This window comes from Pseudomonas sp. NPDC087336 (genome assembly GCF_044744285.1).
GTDB lineage: Bacteria > Pseudomonadota > Gammaproteobacteria > Pseudomonadales > Pseudomonadaceae > Aquipseudomonas.
On sequence record NZ_JBIUYA010000003.1, the window covers coordinates 175,896 to 196,868 of the forward strand.

12 protein-coding genes and 1 pseudogene are annotated in these 20,973 nt (G+C 55.9%); 11 read left to right on the plus strand and 2 right to left on the minus strand.

Going from position 1 to position 20,973, the window contains the following annotated elements:
- The first annotated feature begins 138 nt into the window (after positions 1-138).
- Together ACIO0C_RS04385 and ACIO0C_RS04390 are read left to right on the plus strand one after the other, a co-directional pair.
- Complete coding sequence (locus ACIO0C_RS04385; RefSeq protein ID WP_401308566.1) at positions 139-867, plus strand: WYL domain-containing protein; 729 nt, start codon at positions 139-141, stop codon at positions 865-867.
- A 184-nt stretch (positions 868-1,051) separates the two neighbouring features.
- Positions 1,052-2,269, plus strand: a complete 1,218-nt coding sequence (locus ACIO0C_RS04390) for a hypothetical protein (RefSeq protein WP_401308327.1) — start codon at positions 1,052-1,054, stop codon at positions 2,267-2,269.
- Positions 2,270-2,465: 196 nt separating this feature from the next.
- Here the strand turns inward: ACIO0C_RS04390 and ACIO0C_RS04395 are convergent.
- Positions 2,466-3,248: pseudogene (locus ACIO0C_RS04395) on the minus strand (transposase); the annotation flags it as partial.
- A 612-nt stretch (positions 3,249-3,860) separates the two neighbouring features.
- Between ACIO0C_RS04395 and ACIO0C_RS04400 the strand changes: the two are divergent.
- The 8 genes from ACIO0C_RS04400 to ACIO0C_RS04435 are packed head-to-tail and all read left to right on the plus strand — an operon-like array spanning position 3,861 to position 14,575.
- Positions 3,861-5,282, plus strand: a complete 1,422-nt coding sequence (locus ACIO0C_RS04400; RefSeq protein ID WP_401308330.1) for a hypothetical protein — start codon at positions 3,861-3,863, stop codon at positions 5,280-5,282.
- Between the two features lie 5 nt (positions 5,283-5,287).
- The gene (locus ACIO0C_RS04405; RefSeq protein WP_401308332.1) at positions 5,288-6,613 is read left to right on the plus strand and encodes a radical SAM protein; all 1,326 of its coding nucleotides are present in this window, start codon (positions 5,288-5,290) and stop codon (positions 6,611-6,613) included.
- On the plus strand, positions 6,610-8,604 hold the full coding sequence (locus ACIO0C_RS04410) for a ferritin-like domain-containing protein (protein WP_401308335.1): 1,995 nt from the start codon (positions 6,610-6,612) through the stop codon (positions 8,602-8,604). Before ACIO0C_RS04405 ends, ACIO0C_RS04410 begins: the two co-directional genes overlap by 4 nt.
- Positions 8,601-9,602, plus strand: a complete 1,002-nt coding sequence (locus ACIO0C_RS04415; protein ID WP_401308338.1) for an NAD(P)/FAD-dependent oxidoreductase — start codon at positions 8,601-8,603, stop codon at positions 9,600-9,602. Before ACIO0C_RS04410 ends, ACIO0C_RS04415 begins: the two co-directional genes overlap by 4 nt.
- A 19-nt stretch (positions 9,603-9,621) precedes the next feature.
- Complete coding sequence (locus ACIO0C_RS04420; protein ID WP_401308341.1) at positions 9,622-10,839, plus strand: hypothetical protein; 1,218 nt, start codon at positions 9,622-9,624, stop codon at positions 10,837-10,839.
- A 25-nt stretch (positions 10,840-10,864) separates the two neighbouring features.
- The gene (locus tag ACIO0C_RS04425; RefSeq protein WP_401308344.1) at positions 10,865-11,602 is read left to right on the plus strand and encodes a hypothetical protein; all 738 of its coding nucleotides are present in this window, start codon (positions 10,865-10,867) and stop codon (positions 11,600-11,602) included.
- A 10-nt stretch (positions 11,603-11,612) separates the two neighbouring features.
- Positions 11,613-13,553, plus strand: a complete 1,941-nt coding sequence (locus ACIO0C_RS04430; protein WP_401308347.1) for a LodA/GoxA family CTQ-dependent oxidase — start codon at positions 11,613-11,615, stop codon at positions 13,551-13,553.
- A gap of 38 nt (positions 13,554-13,591) precedes the next feature.
- Positions 13,592-14,575 carry an FAD-dependent monooxygenase gene (locus tag ACIO0C_RS04435; protein WP_401308568.1) on the plus strand — a complete coding sequence of 328 codons (984 nt, stop codon included), beginning with the start codon at positions 13,592-13,594 and terminating at the stop codon, positions 14,573-14,575.
- A 701-nt stretch (positions 14,576-15,276) separates the two neighbouring features.
- Here ACIO0C_RS04435 and ACIO0C_RS04440 read toward each other — a convergent pair.
- Complete coding sequence (locus ACIO0C_RS04440) at positions 15,277-19,815, minus strand: hypothetical protein (protein ID WP_401308350.1); 4,539 nt, start codon at positions 19,813-19,815, stop codon at positions 15,277-15,279.
- Between the two features lie 253 nt (positions 19,816-20,068).
- On the opposite strand from ACIO0C_RS04440, the gene ACIO0C_RS04445 reads away from it, so the two are divergent.
- Positions 20,069-20,962 (plus strand): restriction endonuclease, encoded by an 894-nt coding sequence (locus ACIO0C_RS04445; RefSeq protein ID WP_401308353.1) that lies wholly within the window; start codon positions 20,069-20,071, stop codon positions 20,960-20,962.
- Positions 20,963-20,973: the final 11 nt, after the last annotated feature.

The following is a 20,973-nucleotide window of genomic DNA, read 5'->3' on the forward strand; positions in this document are numbered from 1 at the left end:
ATTAAGACGCCGTTGCGGCGGCGAGAGGTCGCTGTGCATATGGCGGAGCGATCTCGAGGCAATTGGTTTTCGCAGCAGCGTTTACGGTTCATCGAAGCGCGCCTTTTCTGGGCGGGAAGGATTAATCGATCCGACCTGATGGACCACTATTCAATCCATCGTTCCGTGGCTTCAGAAGACTTGGCGGAGTACCGGCGTTTGGCTCCTCGCAATGCTGTCTATGACCGTAGCAACAAGGTCTACCGTGCAGGCAAGCGCTTTCTACCGATTTTTGGGGCTCCCGCTCTCCAGGGGCTCTTTGCACACAGCGTACTCGAGGATGGACTGCCAGGACCGCGTCCACCGTTTGAATTAGTACCATCCCCGAATCGGGCAGCGGATCCTGGAGTTGCTCGTAATATCATCGCTGCAGCTCAAACAGGTTTTGCCCTAAAGGTGTTCTACCGCTCGATGGAAACTCCTGCCGGACATTGGCGATGGATTGAACCGCATTGCTTAGTATCAGACGGGCACCGATGGCATGTCAGGGCTTACTGCCGAGAGAGGAGCGGATTCAGAGATTTTGTTTTAGGACGAATGGAGATCGCAGATGAGACAGCTCCGCGGACAGTCGATCCCATTACTGATGTGCAGTGGCATGAATTTGTCGAGGTTGAAATTCGTCCTCACCACAAACTGAATCGGGCTCAAGCTAAGCTGGTTGCCGCGGACTTTGGAATGTCTAACGGCAGAGCAACATTCGATTGTCGACGTGCGCTTCTCTGGTACGTGTTGGTGAACCTAGGCCTGGATGAAGAACGTTCGCCTCCGCGACAGTTGATTGAGCTAAGTGACCCAGATCTACGCCAGTACGCGGGATTTCACTAGAAAAACCAGCGCTTTTGAAAGATCGTGAACTCTTGAATGGGATACCATTCGGAGCATTCGACCTCTTAGCAGCGCACAGAATGCAACGTTGCTTTGATGGAGATTGCGAGCCATTCAAGGTTGGTAAAAAACCTGGATGCAGACAATGTCATCAACGGACAGTAACGCAAAATAAGGATAAGTAATGGCTAGGTTTGTGGCGATTCCGGTAAAACAAGGAGATGCGTTTTACCTGGAACGTGAGAAATTTTCAGTTCTAGTCGATGGTGGAAAGGGACGCAGGCGTTTTGCTGATTTGTTCATGTCCACCGTCGATCATCAAAGTGTGAACGTGATTGTCTGTACGCATAATGATGCTGACCATATTCGAGGGCTGCTGGGTTACTTATCCTCCCCGCTTCATTGCGATGAACTCTGGTTACCTGCGCAATGGCTAACGTTAATTTCAAGCGTTTTGCATCATCCACACCATAAGTTAAATCAACTTATGGAGGACATCGAACGCTTTTGTGAAACACACCCAGTTTTCGATGAGGATGCGGAGTTCCCTCTGGATAGTATGGTCAATGGTGAGTCATTTCCAGGGCTTCAAGAGGAGAGGCAACGGGATACCGAACGAATGGAGCCTTTGAAAAATGAAATCAGATGGTTCCATTGGGAAGGCGCGAACCTGACGCATAGCCGAACCCAATACGAGTGGCTGAGATCATTGGACAGAATTAAATATGTCAGTGGCGCCTACCACACGTATTTCGAGGGGAGGCGCCACTTCGGCACTAATACGAGTAGTCCCGCCATGGCTTTGTACCTCGAAGCGTTGGAGGATCTCAGCAACGTCGCAGAACTGTTGTTACTAGCCTTGCAAAGGAACATCCCCATTCGTTGGTTCGCGTTTTCACCGAGCGCACCCGGCGGCGGGCGAAAAGAGTTGATCCCTCTTAACGCATGCGAAGTAGGGGGTGCACGCAGGAGCAACAGCACATTCACTGAGTTGTGCCTTTCCAAATCAAACCGAGAAAGTCTGGTGTTCTATTCCCCAGTTGATAGCGCAGCCCCAGGTGTGCTGTTCAACGCCGATTCAAACCTGAAGGGGATTGCCGGACTCTCCGGTTTAGACTTTTCCAACGCTATTGCTACCGTTCCTCATCATGGCTCAGAAGCGAATGCTAATGTCTATTCAATCGTGAACAACTTGGCCCCCATGGGTGTCACCTGGGTGCGGAGCGATGGAAGGTTTCGCAAGCGACCTTGCAGTGACTACATCAATATGCAGGCGAAACGGTTCTGTACGTTGTGTCGGCCTGGGACAGCGCCCTATTCACATAGTGTGGCGATGGAGTTCTACTCCGGTACGTTGGCTTGGCTAGCTCCAGCCGGGCAGGCTAGCTGTAGTTGTCACTAGTTAAAAAGGAATCGGGTGTCCTTATCGGTCCGTTCATTGATTGCAAATCGCGTTCAATGAACGCCTGTCTGCATTCGCCCGTGGCGGTTGGCTGGGCGCGCTACCAGAATGCAATCGAAAACCACCGAATGTTTCACGCAATCAATTGCCACTGATTTTCCCCCCCCTCACACACTGCTATTTAAGGGAATGACATGACTACCGCATCGAAAGGAATATCGACCGCTGTCTGCACGATGTAGCCGACGATTCCTGTGCCGCGCGTCATCATGGAACGGGCGTCTGGATCGGTCAGTGAGACCTGTTTATCCGGCGATTCATTGAGCTAGATTTCGATCGCTTGAAGCTCCTTCATTTGAGTTTTGAGCTTGGCGATTTTCTCTTCCAGCCGCACGGCGCTGGGCTCGGAAGCTGTTGGCTCTTGCCGATCGGCAGCATCAAGTGCCGCCAGGTAACGATTGATACTCGATTCAATTTCTTCCATGCGCCGTTTCAGTTTGGCGCTGGTGAAATTGCGGTCGCGGTTGTTGACTGCTTTGAATTTACTGCCATCGATGGCGACCAGATTTTCTCCAAACAGTCCCAACTGCTGACACAGCACAACGAACTGGCGACAGACGCCTCGGATGGCCTTGCTATTGTCTTTTCGGAAGTTGGCGATGGTCTTGAAATCCGGCATCAATCGCGCGGTCAACCATATCAGCTCGACGTTGCGTTGAGCTTCTCGCTCCAAACGTCGGCGCGACTGGATGCGGTTGAGATAGCCGTAGATGTAGATCTTTAGCAAGATCGCGGGGTGGTAAGCCGGCCGGCCAGTATCGGCTGGAATGGCACTTTCAAAACCCAGATTGACCAGGTCGAGTTCGTCGGCAAAGACGTCGACTACACGCACCGGATTGGTATTGCTGACGTAGTCGTCGAGGCTCTCGGGAAGTAAGGTGCCTTGGCCTTGATGTTCACCTTGGATAAAGCGCTTCATGGGTGATCCCTGCGATGAAACCCTCAGAAATCATAGCAAGGGTTCGCGAAGGCGTTTTTACACACTCTGGGCCGTTCTCTGCCTGTCGTCTCTTGTGCTTGCAATGTTCAACCGGATACAAACTGGGGGCACCACGAATGCAGGTGCCAGGTCAGTGGCAATGCAATTGGGTGGTCATGTGCGATGCAATTACGCAGTGGCTCGAAACTTCGGTTTGCGGGGCCTAAAGGTTCCTTCAGCAACGTGTTGCACAGACTTGTAGACGGTCAGAAGGTGACCGTAGTTTGCGCATCTCCGTTTAATCGCGCGTGTGGCCTTTATGAAGCTCAGAAGATACGAGTAGTAAATTTCGTCGGTTTATTTTTACCGGCGTAGGCAAGGCGATGCTGTAAGGGGGGGCACCGCGCTCGATGATTTGCACTTCCGTGAGAAGCTTCTAAGCTCCCGAAGTATCAACTCTTTGGGATGGTGGCCAACGTGCTAAAGCGAATATACATCGCACCACCACTCGCTTTCGCACGTGTCGGCGCATCAACGACACCATGTGATGCGTTTCTATGGACGTCAAACGATCTCACCCCACGCGGCGATGGGCAAACCCGGCTGCAGCCGATGTTAACCTTTGACGTGGATCAAAACGGAACGCTGACATCTCGAATACCTTCGGAAATCCGGTTCCGCGACGAAGATGGCATTCGACCCGTCGCCCCATTTTTCGAATTGCATGGCGTATGGACGGAAAAGGACGGGCAGGAACGCAGCGGTCCTTTGACAGAAGATCTTCTGGCAAAATGGGGCGGCGGACTGATAGATGTGACCTGGACCGTCGAACTGGCAAATTTAAAAGCTTATCACTACACCCGCAACCCCGGCGACCGCGTAGAGGCGCGCATGCAGGTGAGCGGTGGCAACTACGGGCGGGAGCCGTTGTTGGGAATCTCGCCCGCCGAGCCGGAACCGCTCATCCGCGCAGCGTTGCCCCTGCCGATGGGAGAGATACAGGCGCCCCGTCCAAATCCGCAGCACCCCGAAATTCGCTTACGCTTCTACCCCCCGCAGGGTCGCATCTATGGTCCAGAAAACTTCGCTGAGCGTATAGAGGAGATCGATTACGATCTCGATGTGCTGGGCGACAAACCTAATGAAGAATGGCGGGGGTTCGAGCTTCCGAAAGCTAATCTCATTGTCAATCCGCAGGCGACTTGGCCACACTTCGTATCGAGTGCGTCCACTCTCGGCCCATTTCGCGGCGCAGACTATCGCAACTCTCCGAGCGGATTACTCGCCGCGCCTGTTACAAAGATACCTTGGCTGAACGAAGAAGTGCGGCCCCGCGCATTGGGGCTCGTCGACGATGTCAGCGACGGTATCGTGAGCTGCCGTGTCCAGCTTGGCGCACAGACTTTCGAAGCGATCGCGCGCATCGTTGTCGGTCCACCAGATTTCGCCCCGGCGAATCGCCCACCAATTTCGCTTGCCGACAATCTCGCAGACAGAGAGGATCGTGCCGGAGCGCGCGAAGATGTAACGGCTTGGAGCGACGAAGAGCTCAGCGAAATCGTCACCGACATATTCGAACGTGCGTTCGAGACTTCGGATCTAATGCATCGCGATTACCAGAATTTGAGATCGGCGCGCGAAAACACCATCGTCCTGGGAGAACTCGGCGCGCGAGCCCAAGTGGATGAAGAGGATTTACCTGGCCTGCTTTGGCCTATGCCGAACGAAGCGCAGGTGCGGGCCGGTGCAGCCGATGCGATGGAGATATCCAAGGCGGGGACCCGCCAGCATCGCCGACATGCGGCAACCGCCTTTCTGGAGGATCGCATGCGCGAGAACCCGGCGTTGTTTCAAACGTGGGTCCGGCGGCCACTCGATCCTAATCCATTCTTCGACAAACGTATGCCCGCGCTTATGCGCGGTTCCGATGGACGACCGCTGCATCTTACCCGTCGACAATGGGAAATCGTGCGCGAATGGATCAGACGTTTGCAGGCCAACACGAATGCGGCGGGTGCACGCCCGCAGGGATAAATTGCATGGATACCCAACCATCCTTTCGCGTAATCGAGAGCGGCGTCGGACGCCATCTATTCGTCGTGGACGGGAGCCGGCTATACGACATTGCTGGCGACGCCACTGACGAAGCGATCCGCGCTGCTATCGAAGCGCTTTCGCCACCCGGTCGGCGACGAATCGACAATGTACCGCTTGCGCCCCCCTCGCTACAGACGCTTTCGCTCAATGTCGCGCAAGCCTGCAATATGAGCTGCGGCTATTGTTATGCGGGCGAGGGGCAGTTTGGCGGTAAAGCGCGTCTAATGCGCGCAGACACCGCGCGTGCAGCAGTCGATCGCCTAATCGCGGAGGCGGCGCCTGGCACTGATCTCGTCATTGGCTTCATGGGCGGCGAGCCCTTCCTGAACCGCGCATTACTGCATGAAATCACGCCCTACGCCGTTGAGGCCGCGCGTGCATGCGGGCATAAAGTACGGTTTTCACTCACGACCAACGCGACACTCCTGCGCCCCGAGGATATCACCTTGATGGCTGCCCACGATTTTCAGGTGGCGGTCTCAATCGACGGCGGCAGGGCTGCCAACAACGCTCTACGGCTCATCCACAACGGCGACAGCGCCTACGACCGGATTCTTGGCGGCTTGGACTTGTTTGAGAGTTACGGCCGACCGCGCCACCTCTCTGCGCGTCTCACAGTGACGCCACTGTCCCACAACTTGGTCGAACAGCTCGAACACGTGCTAAGTCTGGGCTTTGACTCGGCCGGCTTTGCGCCGGTGCTGGTTTCCCCGGACCCTAAACTCGCCTTCTCGGAAGCGGACTTCGCTTGGTTCCTAAATGAAATGGTGGAATGCGGTGAGCGCGCAAAACGTTCCATTATCTGCAAGCGCCGTTATCCGTTTTCGAACTTCGAGACTGCCCTGCAGCAGCTCGAGCGCGGCTCGCATCGTCCGTATGCGTGCGGCGCCGGTGCGGCGTATCTTAGTGTCAACGCCGATGGCGAACTGTTCGCCTGCCACCGCTTAGTAGACGATAAGGACTATCGATTCGGCGATGTTTGGAGCGGAAGCGACTACGAGGCCCGCGCACGCCATCTCGCTGCCAGCCATGTCGATACTCAGCAGCCCTGTCGATCATGCTGGGCTCGCTACCTGTGCGGTGGGGGCTGCCACCACGAGGTTAAGCATCGAGGTAGGCCTGGTTGCGACTATATCCGTGGTTGGTTGGAGTTCTGTCTCGCCGCCTACTGCGAAGTGAAGCAGCACGCGCCCGAATACTTCGAACACCCACAATCACATTTTTCAGCGCAGCCAGACGCCGCGACTTCGACGGGGAACGATACATGACGTCAAGCGACCCGAAGCAGTTTAAGCTCTACCCTCGCAATCTCACAGCGCACGCAGATATCGTGGTGGCTGGGAACCCCGTGACTTCGCGGACTGAATCCGGAGTGGAGAATTGTTTTCCTGGCCTTGAATTCGATCAACGCAACTTGGACAAGCGGTTCTTTCCCGGACTTGTTTTCGAGATGCACCACGCCTCCGGGATAATCTTGCGCGAGTTCGACGCTGACGGCCCGGCGGGCGGACTGATCGAACCGCACGAAATCGGCCAGGGCGTGTTTCTTGCGTACATCCAAGGTATGTTCACGTCGCGAACAGCGGGGGCCACGCCACGTCCACGCATCATCCCTTTCATGCCACCCGCAGGACTGGATTCTTGGCGCTTCGTGCGCGACCTCGAACCAGGCCAGGTCGGCGTATTGCTTTGCGATGAGAACGCATTTTCCCAGATAGGGAGCGGCGCCATCAGCTTCGATAACGTGGAACTGCTGTTCAAGGATCGGCGGAACCGCCCCGTAAATGTACCGAACGGCAAGATCGTCATGCTGTTCGGGGAGCGCACGCGCTACCTCGATAGCGAAGGGGTCATTGCGCCCTCTGCGGCGGCAACGGGTGAGCTCACGCAAAGCCTTTGCTCTCCTTGGCAGTACGATTTTGCTGATTGCGGCTGTTTCTATTGGGCATCTAATAAGCCAGATCTGGTCTCAAACGAAGCGCAGCCTGAATCTTTGCTGAACTTCCAGCGGCGCAATCGGACACCCGAAAGCGATGCAGCGGTAAAGGCAGAGGACTGGCTGTTAAGCCATGGCCGGCAGTGGGATGGAGACGCATTGATCATGCGCCACGTCGAGACGATGATGCACTGGGAGGCTTTGCCATTCGTTATGGCACGGAGTGAAACTGATCGCTATGTGCCAACTCCGCAACAGCCTGCGAAGAAGCCGCTCAGCCGATCTGAGATTGTTGATCGCCTCAGGAAACTGGCGAGTGTCGAGCACGCGCTAGCTGTAGAGTACCTCTATGCGCACTATTCCTTTGGTTTGCCTTCCACCAAGCCAGTCGGCGCTACTCCGGACCAGGCGCGCTCTTTCCGGGCGGCTTCGGAAATCTTCCAGGTCGCTGTGGACGAAATGCGGCATCTGCGCGCCGTCAACGAAATGCTGATCAGCCTAGGCGAAGAGCACGTACTTGAGCGGGCCAGGATTATCGGCGAAGACTTCGACGGACCAGGTACGGGCTTTAAGCACAATTTCGTGCTGCGTCCTTGCACTTCAGATCACCTCGATTGGTTCATGGAGGTGGAGCGAGCGAGCCAAAGCAACGGCGAGGCTGATCAAAGCACGATCGACGGAATGTACACGTTGATCCTCTATAGCGTCGAGACGAGCAACGACTTCACGCACGCGGAGAAGCAGAGGCTGTCGCACCTCGTCAAAATCATAATCGACGAAGGCATCGATCACTACAAACGGTTCGGCGTCGCTAAGGAAGCCCTATCGGGGCTAAGCCCCGCCCAATATCTGAAAGTCCCGGACAAACGACCAAAAGCGAAGCCGATAGGTACATCGGATCGAGCGTTGCAGGATGTCGTCGACGCTGCCTACCTAGTTCTGCTGCGCTCACTAGATTACGTGTTCCAACTGGACGACCAACAGCGTGGCGCGTTGTTGGAGTCGGCTCGACGGGCCATGTACAACATGGACGACGCAGCACGCTCGCTTGCAGCAAGAGGTATCGGCGCCTTGTTTGATTACAAGCGTGTCGGGTCCGTCAGGACGCCGGTAGCGGGCGCGGGAATGCCGGTAGCGGGAATTGTTCATGGAGCACTCACTGAAGCCCTCGACCCTGTGGATCAACTCGGCATCCCTCTCATAACCGCGCTCGATGCGCTTGACGCGGCTGAGTCAGGAGCAAACGATTTGGCGCGGCGCATGCGCGATCGACTAGACACCATGCAACGTGAATTCCGCACAGTTACGGAGTCGCGCGGATGACTCTGCGGATCCGCGTCGAGGGCGCCGGGGTGGCGGCATGGACTGCTGCAGCGCTACTGGCGCGGCGGGGATGCGCTGTTAACGTTCATGCAGAGTGCGGCGCACAGGAGCGTATTGTCGCTGTTCCTGCGAAGACGGTGGCGCTGTTCGAGGATTGCCTCGGCGTCGCGATCGAGGCGATGACGCCTTCACGCTGGGTCGAAAAGCGCTGTGTCGCATGGGAAGGCCGGGATCTGACAGGTATCCCTGCTCGCGCGCTTGTTTGTGACGCCAGTGCTCTGGCGGAAGCCTTGCGTGTGCATTTCATCGACGAGATGGACGCGTCTCTGGAGCACGAATGGGTCCTGTGCGCAAAGGGACGCACCCGCGGGGATACCGTGGTGGAGGCAGGAGTTCGGCGTGCGGTCGTGGGCCGGATGGAGATACCGGATGGCTTTCCCAATGAGGCGATGGTCGTCGCCGCTACGCCGGGCGGTTGGATCTTCGCAGTAGTGAGACCCGATGGCGATCTTGCAGTGGTGTCGATCGATCCTTCGATCGAACTGGTGGCGGAAACTGTGCTGCGCGAGTCTGTGGATTTTCTCTGGCCAGGGTTCGGGGCGCAAGTGCTCGTGCTCGGCGCCGGTACAGCAGCACCGAGCTTTGATCGCACCTGCGCGACGCAAGGGCGTATCGCCTTGGGCGATAACGCGCTGGCCCTAGATCCGCTACGTGGCGACGGAATCGGTTTTGCCGTACGCGGAGCTTTGTTGGCGCAAGCAGTGCTGGGCGCCATCGCGAGCGATGGCGCTATCGAAGCGCGTCTTGACTATTATCGCGACCGCCTCTCCCACGTTTTTTTGGGACACGTACGAGGTTGTGCAGCGCATTACGAAGCGGCATGGAACGAACCGATCTGGCGGCGTGAGATCGTGCTCATGAGGAGCGTTCTGCGGCGAATCCCAATGGACAATAAGTTTCGGTTTCGCCTGATCGGCAAAGAATTGAGGAGCACGTGAGACTGAACGGGAGGTAGCGGTGAACATTGCAACCGAAACAGGGAAACGCAGGTCGGCGAGAGCTAGGGCCGTAGGGCCGGCTATTACTAGCAATGCAATCGTACGCGCCATTGAGGTGACGCAGTCGATCCAGTCGATCGAAAACGAAGTCCGCCTGATCGCCGACAAAGCGACGATCATGCGGGTCTATCTTGACCCAACTATGGTACCTCTAGGCGTTCGTCTTGCTGGCGAGGCAATGTGGCGCCGCGATGGTGGTGGCATGTCCTACCTACCGTCGATGAATCGTGTGACCTTCGAGTCTGCAGCGCCTAGCCTACTCGACCAGCGGTTCGATGTCGGAATGAGCCTGAACTTCACCCTCCCAGCGGCCGCGATCCGGTCCGGGCGACTCGAACTCGCCCTTAACCGCGTGTTCGTTCCCGGCGGTCAGGAGATAGCTGGCGCGGGCCCGCTGACACTGAGTCTGAGGTTCGAGGCAGCCCCGATCATGCGCGTGCGCGCGATCGGCTTACGTTACAAGCGGTTTTCTGACCCGACAGTACTAGTTTCACCCGACGCCGTGCACTTCGCGTACATGAAGTCGTACCTGATAAGGGCTTATCCAATTGGCGCTCTGGACTGGTCGCAAATAGTCATCGACGCCGATCGCCTGCGTGCGCCGTTTCTTGAGAATGCCTCCGACATCGCCAATGCACAGCTAACCATTATCCGCACACAAGACGTCGCCGGCGGAGTTCATCCACGGACGCACTATTACGGTCTCGTCGACAATGATCGTGGTGCCGCGAAATGCACGATGCAGGGAAGCGCGGTCTTGGACACTGCAACTAACATGTTTGAATTCGTGGCAAGTGGTCCTGCAGGAAGGCCAAACGGGTGGACTGGCGATAACGATGGCAGTTTCGCGGACTGGTATACAGCTCATGAACTAGGACATACCTTCCAGCGCCGTCATCCAGGTTTTCCCAACATTCCGCAAAAAGAAGGTTACCAGCCGAGAGACCCCGACGACTTGCCCGGATTCCCGTATCCCGACGGTTTGATCACATCTGCAGACAATCGTTATGTCGGTTTTGATGTCGGCGATCCTGCACTAGGTTTACCGATGCAAGCGATACGCGGCGACTTGCATCATGACTTCATGACTTACGCCGACGACCAATGGGTGTGTAAGTACACCTATGACGGTATTTACGACCGGTTGATTGAAGAGAAACGCCAGTACGGCGCTTAACCGTGCAGGCGCTGGAGAGTTTCCCATGAGCGTAAAACACATCAATATCGTTGCCACGGTGGATCTCAAAAAGGGCCTAGGCGAGATTCTGTACGTCAACCCAGTCCGAGCCGAAGCAGGCGCGGATCCTTCAGAGTTATTTGCTGGCGCTTCACCACAAGGCATGGCGCCTTCAGGAGTAGTGGCCGGAGCATTGGCGGTACATGTCGGTGCGGCACACTTCATAATTCGCATCGAAGATAAAAACGGCGCCGTACTTACGCAGATCATTCCGCATATCAAAACCTCTAAGTGCAACTTGCGGCGGTCAAGCGACATTGAGCCAGAAAGCGTGGGAGCAGTGGCGAAGAAGCAAACCACGACCGGAATGATCAATGAGTTTGTTCCTTTCGTTGAAGGGATGAAAGCCGTCGTTCTAATGCATGATGGCAAGGAGGTAAGCCGCTTCCAAGATGGCACCGCTGCGAAGCTTGGTGCGGGCATGGGGCTCGCCTTTCGCGAAGCGGTCGATGGGGCGGCGCATCGACTTAGCGTGAGCGCGGTGGCTGAAACATTGCCCGAGCAAGGTGTCACGTTCACGGTGCAAGTTAAGCCAGAGGGCACGCAAGCTTGGCAGACCATTACTGTCGGTCGCGAGCGTCCCGACATTCAGTTGGATCGCAACCAATTTCCAAGCGCCAGGAAGGCGCGCGTGCGCATTCTGCGTAGCACCGGGTTCGACGACGAAATCTTCGCCGAGGAAGAAGTGAAACTCGATTTCTGAGAGGTCGGTTATGGCTAGATTGAAGGCGTCGGACATAAAGTCAGTGGCGATCTATCCGCCGATCGGGCTCGCCCGCGTGGGCAACGCTGCTGGCGACGATGAGTTCATGTTGGCGTCCGAAGTGATCGGAGGGTTGCCCGATACGCGTGGGGGCTTTCGCGCAGGCGATGGACGCATCAAGCGGCAGGCCATACGGTTCCGTATCTACGCCACGCTTCGTGACGGTAGCGTTGTTGAGGTGACCGCTGCCAGCGGCGCCAAAATCGCATGGCGCGTCGAAATCGCAAACATCAAGGCTGGCTGGTACAGTTTTCTTCAGGCGATGGATCTTCCGGAAGAACTGTCGAAGCCGGCGCCGCGCCGCAACGCCAATGAACAGGATCGGGACGCGCTCGATATTCGGCCCAGCCCCCGCACAATCACTGGCAGGAATCTTTCCGGCCAAGGCTTCATGTTCGATGACGGCACCTTCTTTGGCAAGCCGGTGTATCTTGGCGAGTTACGCACAGACGAAGAGGGCCGGTTAATTTTCCTCGGCGGGCGCGGCACCTCGGAGCCGAAGCTGACCGGCACGCATCCGACCACGTTCGCCAACAACGAGCTCTGGCACGACGACGTGTCCGATGGCACGGTTCGGGCTACAGTGACAATCGATGAGCGATCCTTTGAGGCGGAGCCAGGCTATGTCACGGTAGCACCGCCAAACTTCGCACCTGGGCTGTTCGGAGTCGTCACTATGGACGATGTGCTCCGCGACCTGTTCATCTCTGAAGGCATGCTCCCTACGCCTACAACGACGAGCTTCACCAGGGACATCTGGCCGATCTTCGATCGCATGACTGGACTTGGCTGGGTCAATCACGGCGCATTCGTGACGCACGGCATGGGTTCGCCGCTGAATGCTCGTGACCCTGCCGTGATTGCACGCCTCACCGACGCCAGTCCCCACGCGGCAGACTGGCGAGCCGCGGTGGTCAGTCTCTTCCTTACGCCCGAACACATCGGCGGCGTTGATCATGCGCGCTTGCCGCAAGTTTTCGGCGACGCTTATGGCGAGGATGACAAGGGATTCAAGTGGAAGCTGGAGCGTCTTGCAGTCAAACCGACAATGTATGAGCACCTCAAGCGTTGGCGCGATGGCGCATTCGACTCTGACTGGCCGGGTGCCCCGCCGGTGCCGATCTCATTTGCATCGCTGAGCGCGGAAGAGCAGATCGAGCATTTGAATCGTGCCGCCCTACACGAGTGCCTTGGAGGCCCTTTCCATCCGGGAATAGAGCTAACCTGGACGCTGCGTCATCGAGCGATGTGGAAGGCGCCGTACCGGCTCAAGCTGCTCGCCGAAGGTGAGCGCACGCGGCAAGACTTTGGCGGGACGTTGACGCCGGAGGTTTGCCTGAGCGGGGATGGGCCGCTTTCTGCGGTCGGTCCTGGTGCCTTAACGCGTTGGCTTGGCGTTCCTTGGCAGACCGACGAAGCATCGTGCAATTCGGAAGCGGAATATTCGCCAAGCCTTTACCTATCGATGCCGACGTTCTGGGGCGCTCGCGTACCTGATCAGGTATTGAGCCAGGAGGCTTGGAATCGTGCCAGCGCGGTAGGAGCATCCGACGCGCAGCGCCTGAAGCATTTCTTTTTCCGCGAGGATTGGCTACGTGACATCCGAGGAACCGGCTATCTCAACCGCATCGCGAACATTGTGGACGAGTGGTGGCGGCTGGGTCTGGTTACACCGCGCGAGACAGAACTGGAAATGCAGGCACTCGGATTGCCGGCACAAGTGCATGTAGAGTCCGAGCGCCCCATGGAAATTGTGGGTTCTAACGAAAAGATCAAACTGATCGCCGCAGTTGAAGCGTTGGCGGGTGCGGGTGCGCCGGCTGCTGGTGTACAACCGGACACAGCACCGCCAACCCCGCCACGTCGCTCCTACAAGCGCGGCGAGGTCTGACAACTGTGGCGGCGCCCCACGAACTCTACGATGTGGCTGTGGTCGGCGCCGGACCAGCCGGCGCAATCTCCGCATGCCTTTTGGCGCAAGCAGGCTTGCGCGTCGTTTTAATAGATCGTGCACGCGCGATGGCATGGCGTCCAACGGAAATGCTCGCGCCAGCAACCTTGCCGCTGCTCCAAGCGTTGGGTCTTGCGGAGGACCTTGCGAATCCTGCCTTTGGCTGCGCGTGTACGGCGCACGGCATACGTCGCAACTGGGGTGGGCGAGAGGTTGTCGACGATTTCATCCGTCATCCGGGGGGCGAAGGCTATTTCATCGACCGGTTCAACTTCGACCGGCTCCTGCGTCAGCGCGCGGTGTCAGCCAACACCGATCTATTCCTAGGCTGCAAAGTCGCCTGCGCAGTACGCAACGGAGGCATCTGGAGTCTTGGTTTTTTGTCTGAAGCGCCGACTAAACACATTAGCGCACGCTTTCTTATCGATGCGACGGGGCGGGCGGCGTCTCTAGCGCGCCGTCTGGGTGCCTTACGAAGGACTAGTGATCGCTTGGTCGCTTTCGTCGCCAGCGCGCCGGCCAGTCCGGTGCGAGGTTGGCTCATTATCGAGGCTAGATATGAGGGCTGGCGATATGAAGCCGACGGTACCGCCGTCGTAATAAGCGATAGCACAGCGGGGCGACATACACACAGTCCCGCCTTTGACGCGTCGAGCGCATGGCTTGATACAGCATCTGGCGAGGGCTGGATCGCCGTTGGCGATGCGGCTTGTGCCTTTGATCCAATCGCAGGGCAGGGGCTGTTCCAAGCGCTCGCCAGCGGTCGCGCCGGCGCAGATGCGGTTTGCGCGTGGTTCAACGGTAACTTGGACGCATTGCAAAATTACGCCTTCCAGGTGCGCGGGACGTGGCGGCATAGCGAAGCGCAGCGGTTGTCGGTATACACCTCGGAGCAGCGTTGGCGAGAAGCGCCGTTCTGGCGGCGGCGTGCGCAAGCGGCAGCAATATTTGCTAGTCTGTGAAAAGGAGCTTCTTTTGGCTTGTAAGATCCCGCCGTAGAATTCCTCCTCTGCTGGGCGTTGCTTGCCTAGCGGCCATTCCGGATGAACCCTCCGACAAAAAACCAGGGATATTTCCTCCGACGTGCTTCGCCCCCGCTTGGTTGTGAAATGACCGAGGAGAAGCTCGCTACGCTTGACAATCCCTTTGCGGCACAATTGCTGTAGCTTCCGTACGAGTATCGTCAGTGCCCCAAAACAAGGTTTTCTTGCTTTTGGTGAATAGATCCGGCGCATTTCACCGTTGAATTCACGGTCGAAACCATGGTCACAGTAGACCGCGTTTCAAGGCTAGCATTCGGTAAACGTGCCGGGAAGAGGTCAGTTTTGAGCGAGGCATCGCGAAGTCGCCTGAACGAGCCCCATGAAAGACAGGACACCGTTTCCCCCTTACGATAAGGGATAACCGTGTAGGATTAGCTTGTTTGAGCGTGCCTCACACCCTCCTTGCATGGACCAGAATTGGTCCATGCGGACAACGATTGAACGACGTCGCTCCGGCTTCTGGGGCGGTAGGCTGAATCCCGGTAATGCCACATTTGCCGGACTCTCGAAACTCAGTCTCAAGTCAGCGCTTTTGCCCGTGCACGCAAACCAAACCCAGTGGAAATAGGGGGGCGGTCAGGTTGGGCGCACCCAGATCCATGGCTAAGTTTTCGATTTGGTTATGAATTGCACATAAGCTCCGCTATTTGATCAGCGCTAGCATCTTGGCGTGAGAAGGTCAGGCTGCCTTCAATGACGCTTCCGTTAAATCGGTACATGCCCCAATAGCTGAGCATCCCGCCCCATCCACGATGCCCTCCGTGAACGCTTTTCTCCCCTGAAAAAATCCACACAATTTCGAGCTCTTGTGAATCGAGATAGGAACGAAACGCGCCGTAATCAACGACGGCGGCACTGTCTCCTGGCTCGTCTATAGAAGGGTCCTTGAAGAGGATTGTTCCATCGGCGGTTGCATAGGACAGGGAGCGACCCTCGGCCAGCCGTAGGTCCAGACCATGGATAAGCGCTGGCGCAGGGACGGTGAGAGTGATGCTATCTTCTATCGAATAATCGTGGCCAGACCGTTCCATATGCCAATCTGCAACTGTGGCTTGGACTTCTACAGGATTACTCCTTCCGACCTCCCAGGTCCCGTCTACGTTTGAGAACGCGGGGTGCCACGGGTACTCTCCCAAGTACCCACGTTGGAACAGATCGAGCGAGGGGAAAGGGTCTCTTTCCTCCTCCGTTGCAATCACAGTCTCAAGCCTTTGCCGCTCACCACGAGGGACTATCATTGATTTGAGTTTGTGCCAGCTCATTCGTTGATATTCACGTGACCCATTAACCATGACACGTTGGTCTTTGGATACGAAGGTATTGAGTACTAGCCAACGCCGTCCATCTGTATCTGTCACATCGATCTGTTGAACTGGGGCGGGGATATCTCTAGCTTCATCCTCCATCCATGCAATCCTGGATTCAGGAGAATCAATGCGCCAATTTGTCGTGTGCGGAGCCCACCATGTTGCTTGTTGCCCATTCGATTCTTGTTGCTTGGAATGAGTAACCAGAACGGTGGGGTCCATTTCTCTAGTGCCGACCTGCCATGGTCCGTCGTAAAGAATGGGTTCATCTCGAGACGGCGCTTTTAGCAAGGCGATGTCAGAAAGCCGACCTACCAATTCGTGGTACGCGATCCACTGGTATTTTTTCCCGATGCGTTCAACGCGGTGCTCCATGCGATCGCCGCTCGACATTTGTCTTTCGAAATCTCCGAAGCGTTCCGCCGTCCACCCAAGCTCATGAGCTCTCCAAGCAACCCAGCGCCTTGGAATATCCCCTCTATAGGTTACATGCCAAGAATTAGCATTCTCGTCCCACATGCGACCGCGCAAATAACCTGCAGCTCGAACCCGAAACTCTTGAACTTCGTTTTCAGTTAAGAGACTCTCAAGAGTGGTAACAGCTTGTTCGCGAATCTCTTTAGAGGCTCGCTTCGCCTCTTGGAGCTCCTCATTGATGCTGAAATCACGATCCCACTCGTAGCCGCTGGGCATCGAATGATACTGTTCCGAGACGGCAACCAGATGATCCAACGCCTCCAAGCGATCCGGGTGGGCAACGATAAAATCGTTTCGCCAGGCATCGTAAATTTCTGCCATGGATCGCCCATACTCTTCACGCGGAAGCATTAGAAAATCGGCTGCGAGAGAATCTATTTTGTAGCGCGCGAAATCTCCGTCCTCAATCGAGGAGCTACAAATTTGATCACTAAACTGACCTCTTCCATAATCCTGAGCATACGCGGCAAGGGTTTCCTCACTGATAAGCTCTAGCGGCATACCTCGTTGATAGGGAGGGCGCACGGCCTCAATCGATACAGTCGCAGGAAGCACCCCACGATCCTGAGCAAGTTCAATAATTCCCCTCGCATGATCTCGTATGAGCGCATGCACAGGCCGAATGGGGCCTTCAAAAACAGCTCTGTATGCCGAGCTGGCGAGAGCAGCTAAGCCATTGGTATTGGAAATTCTTGTTGCCGCTCCATAGGCAGATGCCAAGACTCGATCCAGAATATAAGGGTCGTCAACCTCAGCGAAATGATCGATAAGCGAAGCAGCGAGCTCCCGTCGATTAACAAGTAGAGTCGCTAACGCTTTTGTGGCCATGTCGCGGATCCATCTATGGCTCAGACTTGTAAGCCAAGCCAACGTGATTGCAGCGAGCCGTGCGCGGGGAGGCTCGATCAAATCTAGGCCGTTCGTGAGTACCCATTCGATGAGAGTTTTTACAGCTCTATCCTCTTCACCATCCTCTTCGGAGTCGGAGAAAATGGTCATGACTTTGGCGGTCCATTCGATATCACGATCATGCAACGCCAAGGGCATTAAAAGCCGATCAAGATGGTCGGCGTTGAACCGATTGTCAGGTTCAGTCGCGATGTCGAGCAAAGTCTCTAGGACCGCATGCTCACCCATGATGTCGCTGCATTCCTCAACAAGTTCTAGGGTTCGCTCCGTAAAAACATCATGCCGCCGCCAGCGAAGGCTAAATTGAAGAGCCTGGACAAGCTGCCAGCGCGCGCTTCGGTTATCGACGAGGTCCATCAGCTCAACGCCGTAACGCTCGGGTATTTGAACAGCGAGAGCTTCCGCTATTCCGGCAAAGCGGTAAGAACCCCTGCCTGCGACGTAGGAATAGAGTGGGCCATCCAATTGAAAAGCTTGTGAGACGTTCTCATCGACTACGTGGGCGTCTAGCAGTCCCTGAGCAATCCGGTGATCACTCATCCTCTCGAAGGTGAAGCGAACTACTTCCACGAGGCCATCGCCATCGCTAACGGGTTCGACGGTGATAACGCCCTCGCTCTCGAGTTGGAGGAACAGGTCTTGATCCACTCGCCCGCCGGAGGGGTGAATGGACTCGATAATTTCCATGCTCGCGTTTAGATCTAGGTATCCGGTACCTGTGCTAACCATGGCTGTCGTAAGCGATTCGAGCACAGCCTCGATCCGCCTACGTCTAGGCGTCAATCCCATCTTGTGATTGATCGTCGTCACAACGGCTTCAAAGTAGTAATTGAAGGTTGCAGAGACTCCTGCCAAGCCACGCGGGAATGTTTGTTGACCACTTCGATCCAGCATGTCGCAACAAGTACGTAAAAATAGCGGGTTCTCGAACTCGGGAGCGAAATGGGGAGCCGCCATCCGAACAATTCCCCGTTGGTCAAGATAGCGGCGGGCCGCCTCGGACGCTCGACCCGCAAAACCGGGATGCCGTAGTTGAGGGAGCTCATCTTCTTCGATATCGCGAACGATATAAGGTATGAAGGTGGTTCGGCAGGAGACGAGAATGCCAACGTTTTTGAAGCGGTTTGCGGCTGCGAAAAAACCAGCAAGCCTTTCGGACCATACCGCGATACCGTTACGCTCGTTGATTGCGTCGATCATAATAAGAGCACGAGTTCCAGCAGCTTCACCCGCTGAATCGAGCGCACCCAGAATCGCATCAGGTGAAAGACTTGTCAGGCCGAGCTGCTCAGCAACCTGGTGCCACGGCTCTGCATCAGTGAATGCACTGCCCAGCATAAGAACGGCAGGGAATCCTTGCTCAATGTGATGCTGGGCAACATCTGCTAGTAGGTGCGATTTGCCAACACCTGCCTCACCGCTAACTAACAGACGATGAGCATTGGCTAGGGTCACCTCATTTGCGCCAATGACCGCTCTGGTATTTTCTAGCGCGTCGCGCAGATGCTCACCATAGCGAATCGCTGACCGGAGAGGACTGTCACTGTTTCTATTGCCCTCCTGGCGCCGCTGGTTCCAAAGCGCTTCGCGGCAAATGTCGAGCGTTCTTAACGCTGAGTCCAGAAGGGTTCGCCATGGAGCTATGGGCAAAAGTTCTGACGGCAGGCTTGGGACATTACGTAACGCTGCGCAAACAACGGCCAGCTCCTCATGAAGTGTCGATATATTCTGAGCATATTCTTCACCAAGAGTAGTCCGAAGGTGAGGTAGCAATGCATGTAATGCCTGCTCAAGATCGTCCGCCCAGCTCGCGACAGTTGTTGCGAGCTTAGGGTCACGTGCGAAAGCTATGAGGGCTTTACATATCGGCAATTCGATATTGAGCTCGGGGCTATAGCGACGACCTAGCGAGACTCGACTGATGTTGAAGCGATCGATGAACCAGTCGCGCCCAAAATGCGGGAGGTCGAACCAATAGGTACGACGCCCTACGTACAGCGGGTCGTTACGGGTTAGGCGCTCGGTGAGCTGGAAGGCTGCCCAGAGCTGGACTTCTATTATGCGAGGTGCGATAGCCGCTTGGCGCGCCTGCACCCATTTATTCCAGCGCTCACGTTCAGAGACCTGGCCCGCAACACGACCGTCTGTAAGGTCGAATGGGATACAAACGATAAACGTCGTAAGCGCTGGGTGGGTTGCTAAAGCATTTTCAAAGGACTTCGTGAGCTGAGTAGCTTCTGCGTTTCCAAACTTGAAGAAGTATTTGGCTTGCCAGCCTGTTTCAGAGCCGTCGCGCTCAACACGGTAGCACTCGAGCCCTCCGTCGGCGCCTCGCCCCTTGCGATGAAACGGAATAGCCTCATGACTCTCTAGGGCAGCAAACTGGCATACAAGTTCTTCAAACCCGCTGTGCTGGCTACCATGATGTGGACGAATTGCTTTGAAATCGATCGTTAATGACGCCACTGAAAACGCTCATCTCTGCTTTTGGACGTTAATATAAGGCGAGCAGCGCTCAATCGGCTATTCGCCCTTCGCCTCCACGCCAGCTTCCTGTATTAGACGGGGTAGGCCTCCGGGTGCGAGCACTGCAAGGGATAGTAGGGCTGCCCCGTTGCAGCTATCTGCGACCTTATAATCGCTGGTGCAGGGTATAACTGACCATGGCGCTTCTTGCGTTGAAATGAAGTGTTAGGGGAAGATCAGGTACCACGGAAATGTGAGCCTTTGGAAGGAGTCCAACATTAGCTCAATCAGATCCCTCGATTTTCGCTTTATAGGCGACCTCGTCGAGTTCGTCCGTGGCGCAGGCTTTGTCTTGGACTTTTCGGACGCCAGTTTTTCGGCATTTTTTGCCACAGAGCTCAATGTCGATATCGAAGATCCCAAATTCTCGGTAAGCGGCGGGTCAAAGGGTAAACGTTTAAAGTGTTTCTTGCAGAGCTGCAACGACGCTGATGCTGTGCGGCTTCTTGCTGCCCTTTGGGAGCATCGTAGTGACCATCTCCTTCGGACTGATACTCCAGATCCAATCCCCAATTCAGAGCAGCGGTATCAAGCGTTGTTGAGTCGACTGTCGGGGCAACCGCAGGCCGCACCGAAACCCAACGACATGGTGCTTGAAGGCCGCAAGTTTGCGAAATTCAAAAATGACCTTTTGGAAGTCGGTACGCTACTCCCACACGCTCGTGGCTATGCTTTCGAGGCATTTCTCAAAAACCTCTTCGACGCATTTCAACTTGCCGCCCGAGAGCCTTTTCGGGTGAAAGGCGAGCAAATCGACGGTAGCTTTGAACTCGACAATGAGGTTTATCTTCTCGAGGCGAAGTGGCATGGCCAAGCAATTGGTGTCGCCGATTTGCACACATTTCACGGGAAGATCGAGCAGAAGGCTGCTTGGACTCGAGGGCTATTTGTAAGCAATAGTGGATTCACCGAGGAAGGTCTTGCCGCCTTTGGCCGAGGCAAGCGGGTGATTTGCATGGATGGGTTGGATTTGTACGAGTTGTTAGATAGAGAGATTTCGTTATCCCAGGTGCTAAAGATCAAAGTCCGCCGTGCCGCGGAGACGGGTGCACCTTTTGTTCGGGTTCGTGACCTTTATCCGCGTTGAATTATCATTCA

Coding starts and splice junctions, on each gene's coding strand:
- ACIO0C_RS04415 (WP_401308338.1), top strand. CDS start 8,601: ATGACTCTGCGGATCCGCGTCGAGGGCGCCGGGGTGGCGGCATGGACT.
- ACIO0C_RS04400 (WP_401308330.1), top strand. CDS start 3,861: ATGTTAACCTTTGACGTGGATCAAAACGGAACGCTGACATCTCGAATA.
- ACIO0C_RS04385 (WP_401308566.1), top strand. CDS start 139: ATGGACCACTATTCAATCCATCGTTCCGTGGCTTCAGAAGACTTGGCG.
- ACIO0C_RS04390 (WP_401308327.1), top strand. CDS start 1,052: ATGGCTAGGTTTGTGGCGATTCCGGTAAAACAAGGAGATGCGTTTTAC.
- ACIO0C_RS04410 (WP_401308335.1), top strand. CDS start 6,610: ATGACGTCAAGCGACCCGAAGCAGTTTAAGCTCTACCCTCGCAATCTC.
- ACIO0C_RS04425 (WP_401308344.1), top strand. CDS start 10,865: ATGAGCGTAAAACACATCAATATCGTTGCCACGGTGGATCTCAAAAAG.
- ACIO0C_RS04405 (WP_401308332.1), top strand. CDS start 5,288: ATGGATACCCAACCATCCTTTCGCGTAATCGAGAGCGGCGTCGGACGC.
- ACIO0C_RS04430 (WP_401308347.1), top strand. CDS start 11,613: ATGGCTAGATTGAAGGCGTCGGACATAAAGTCAGTGGCGATCTATCCG.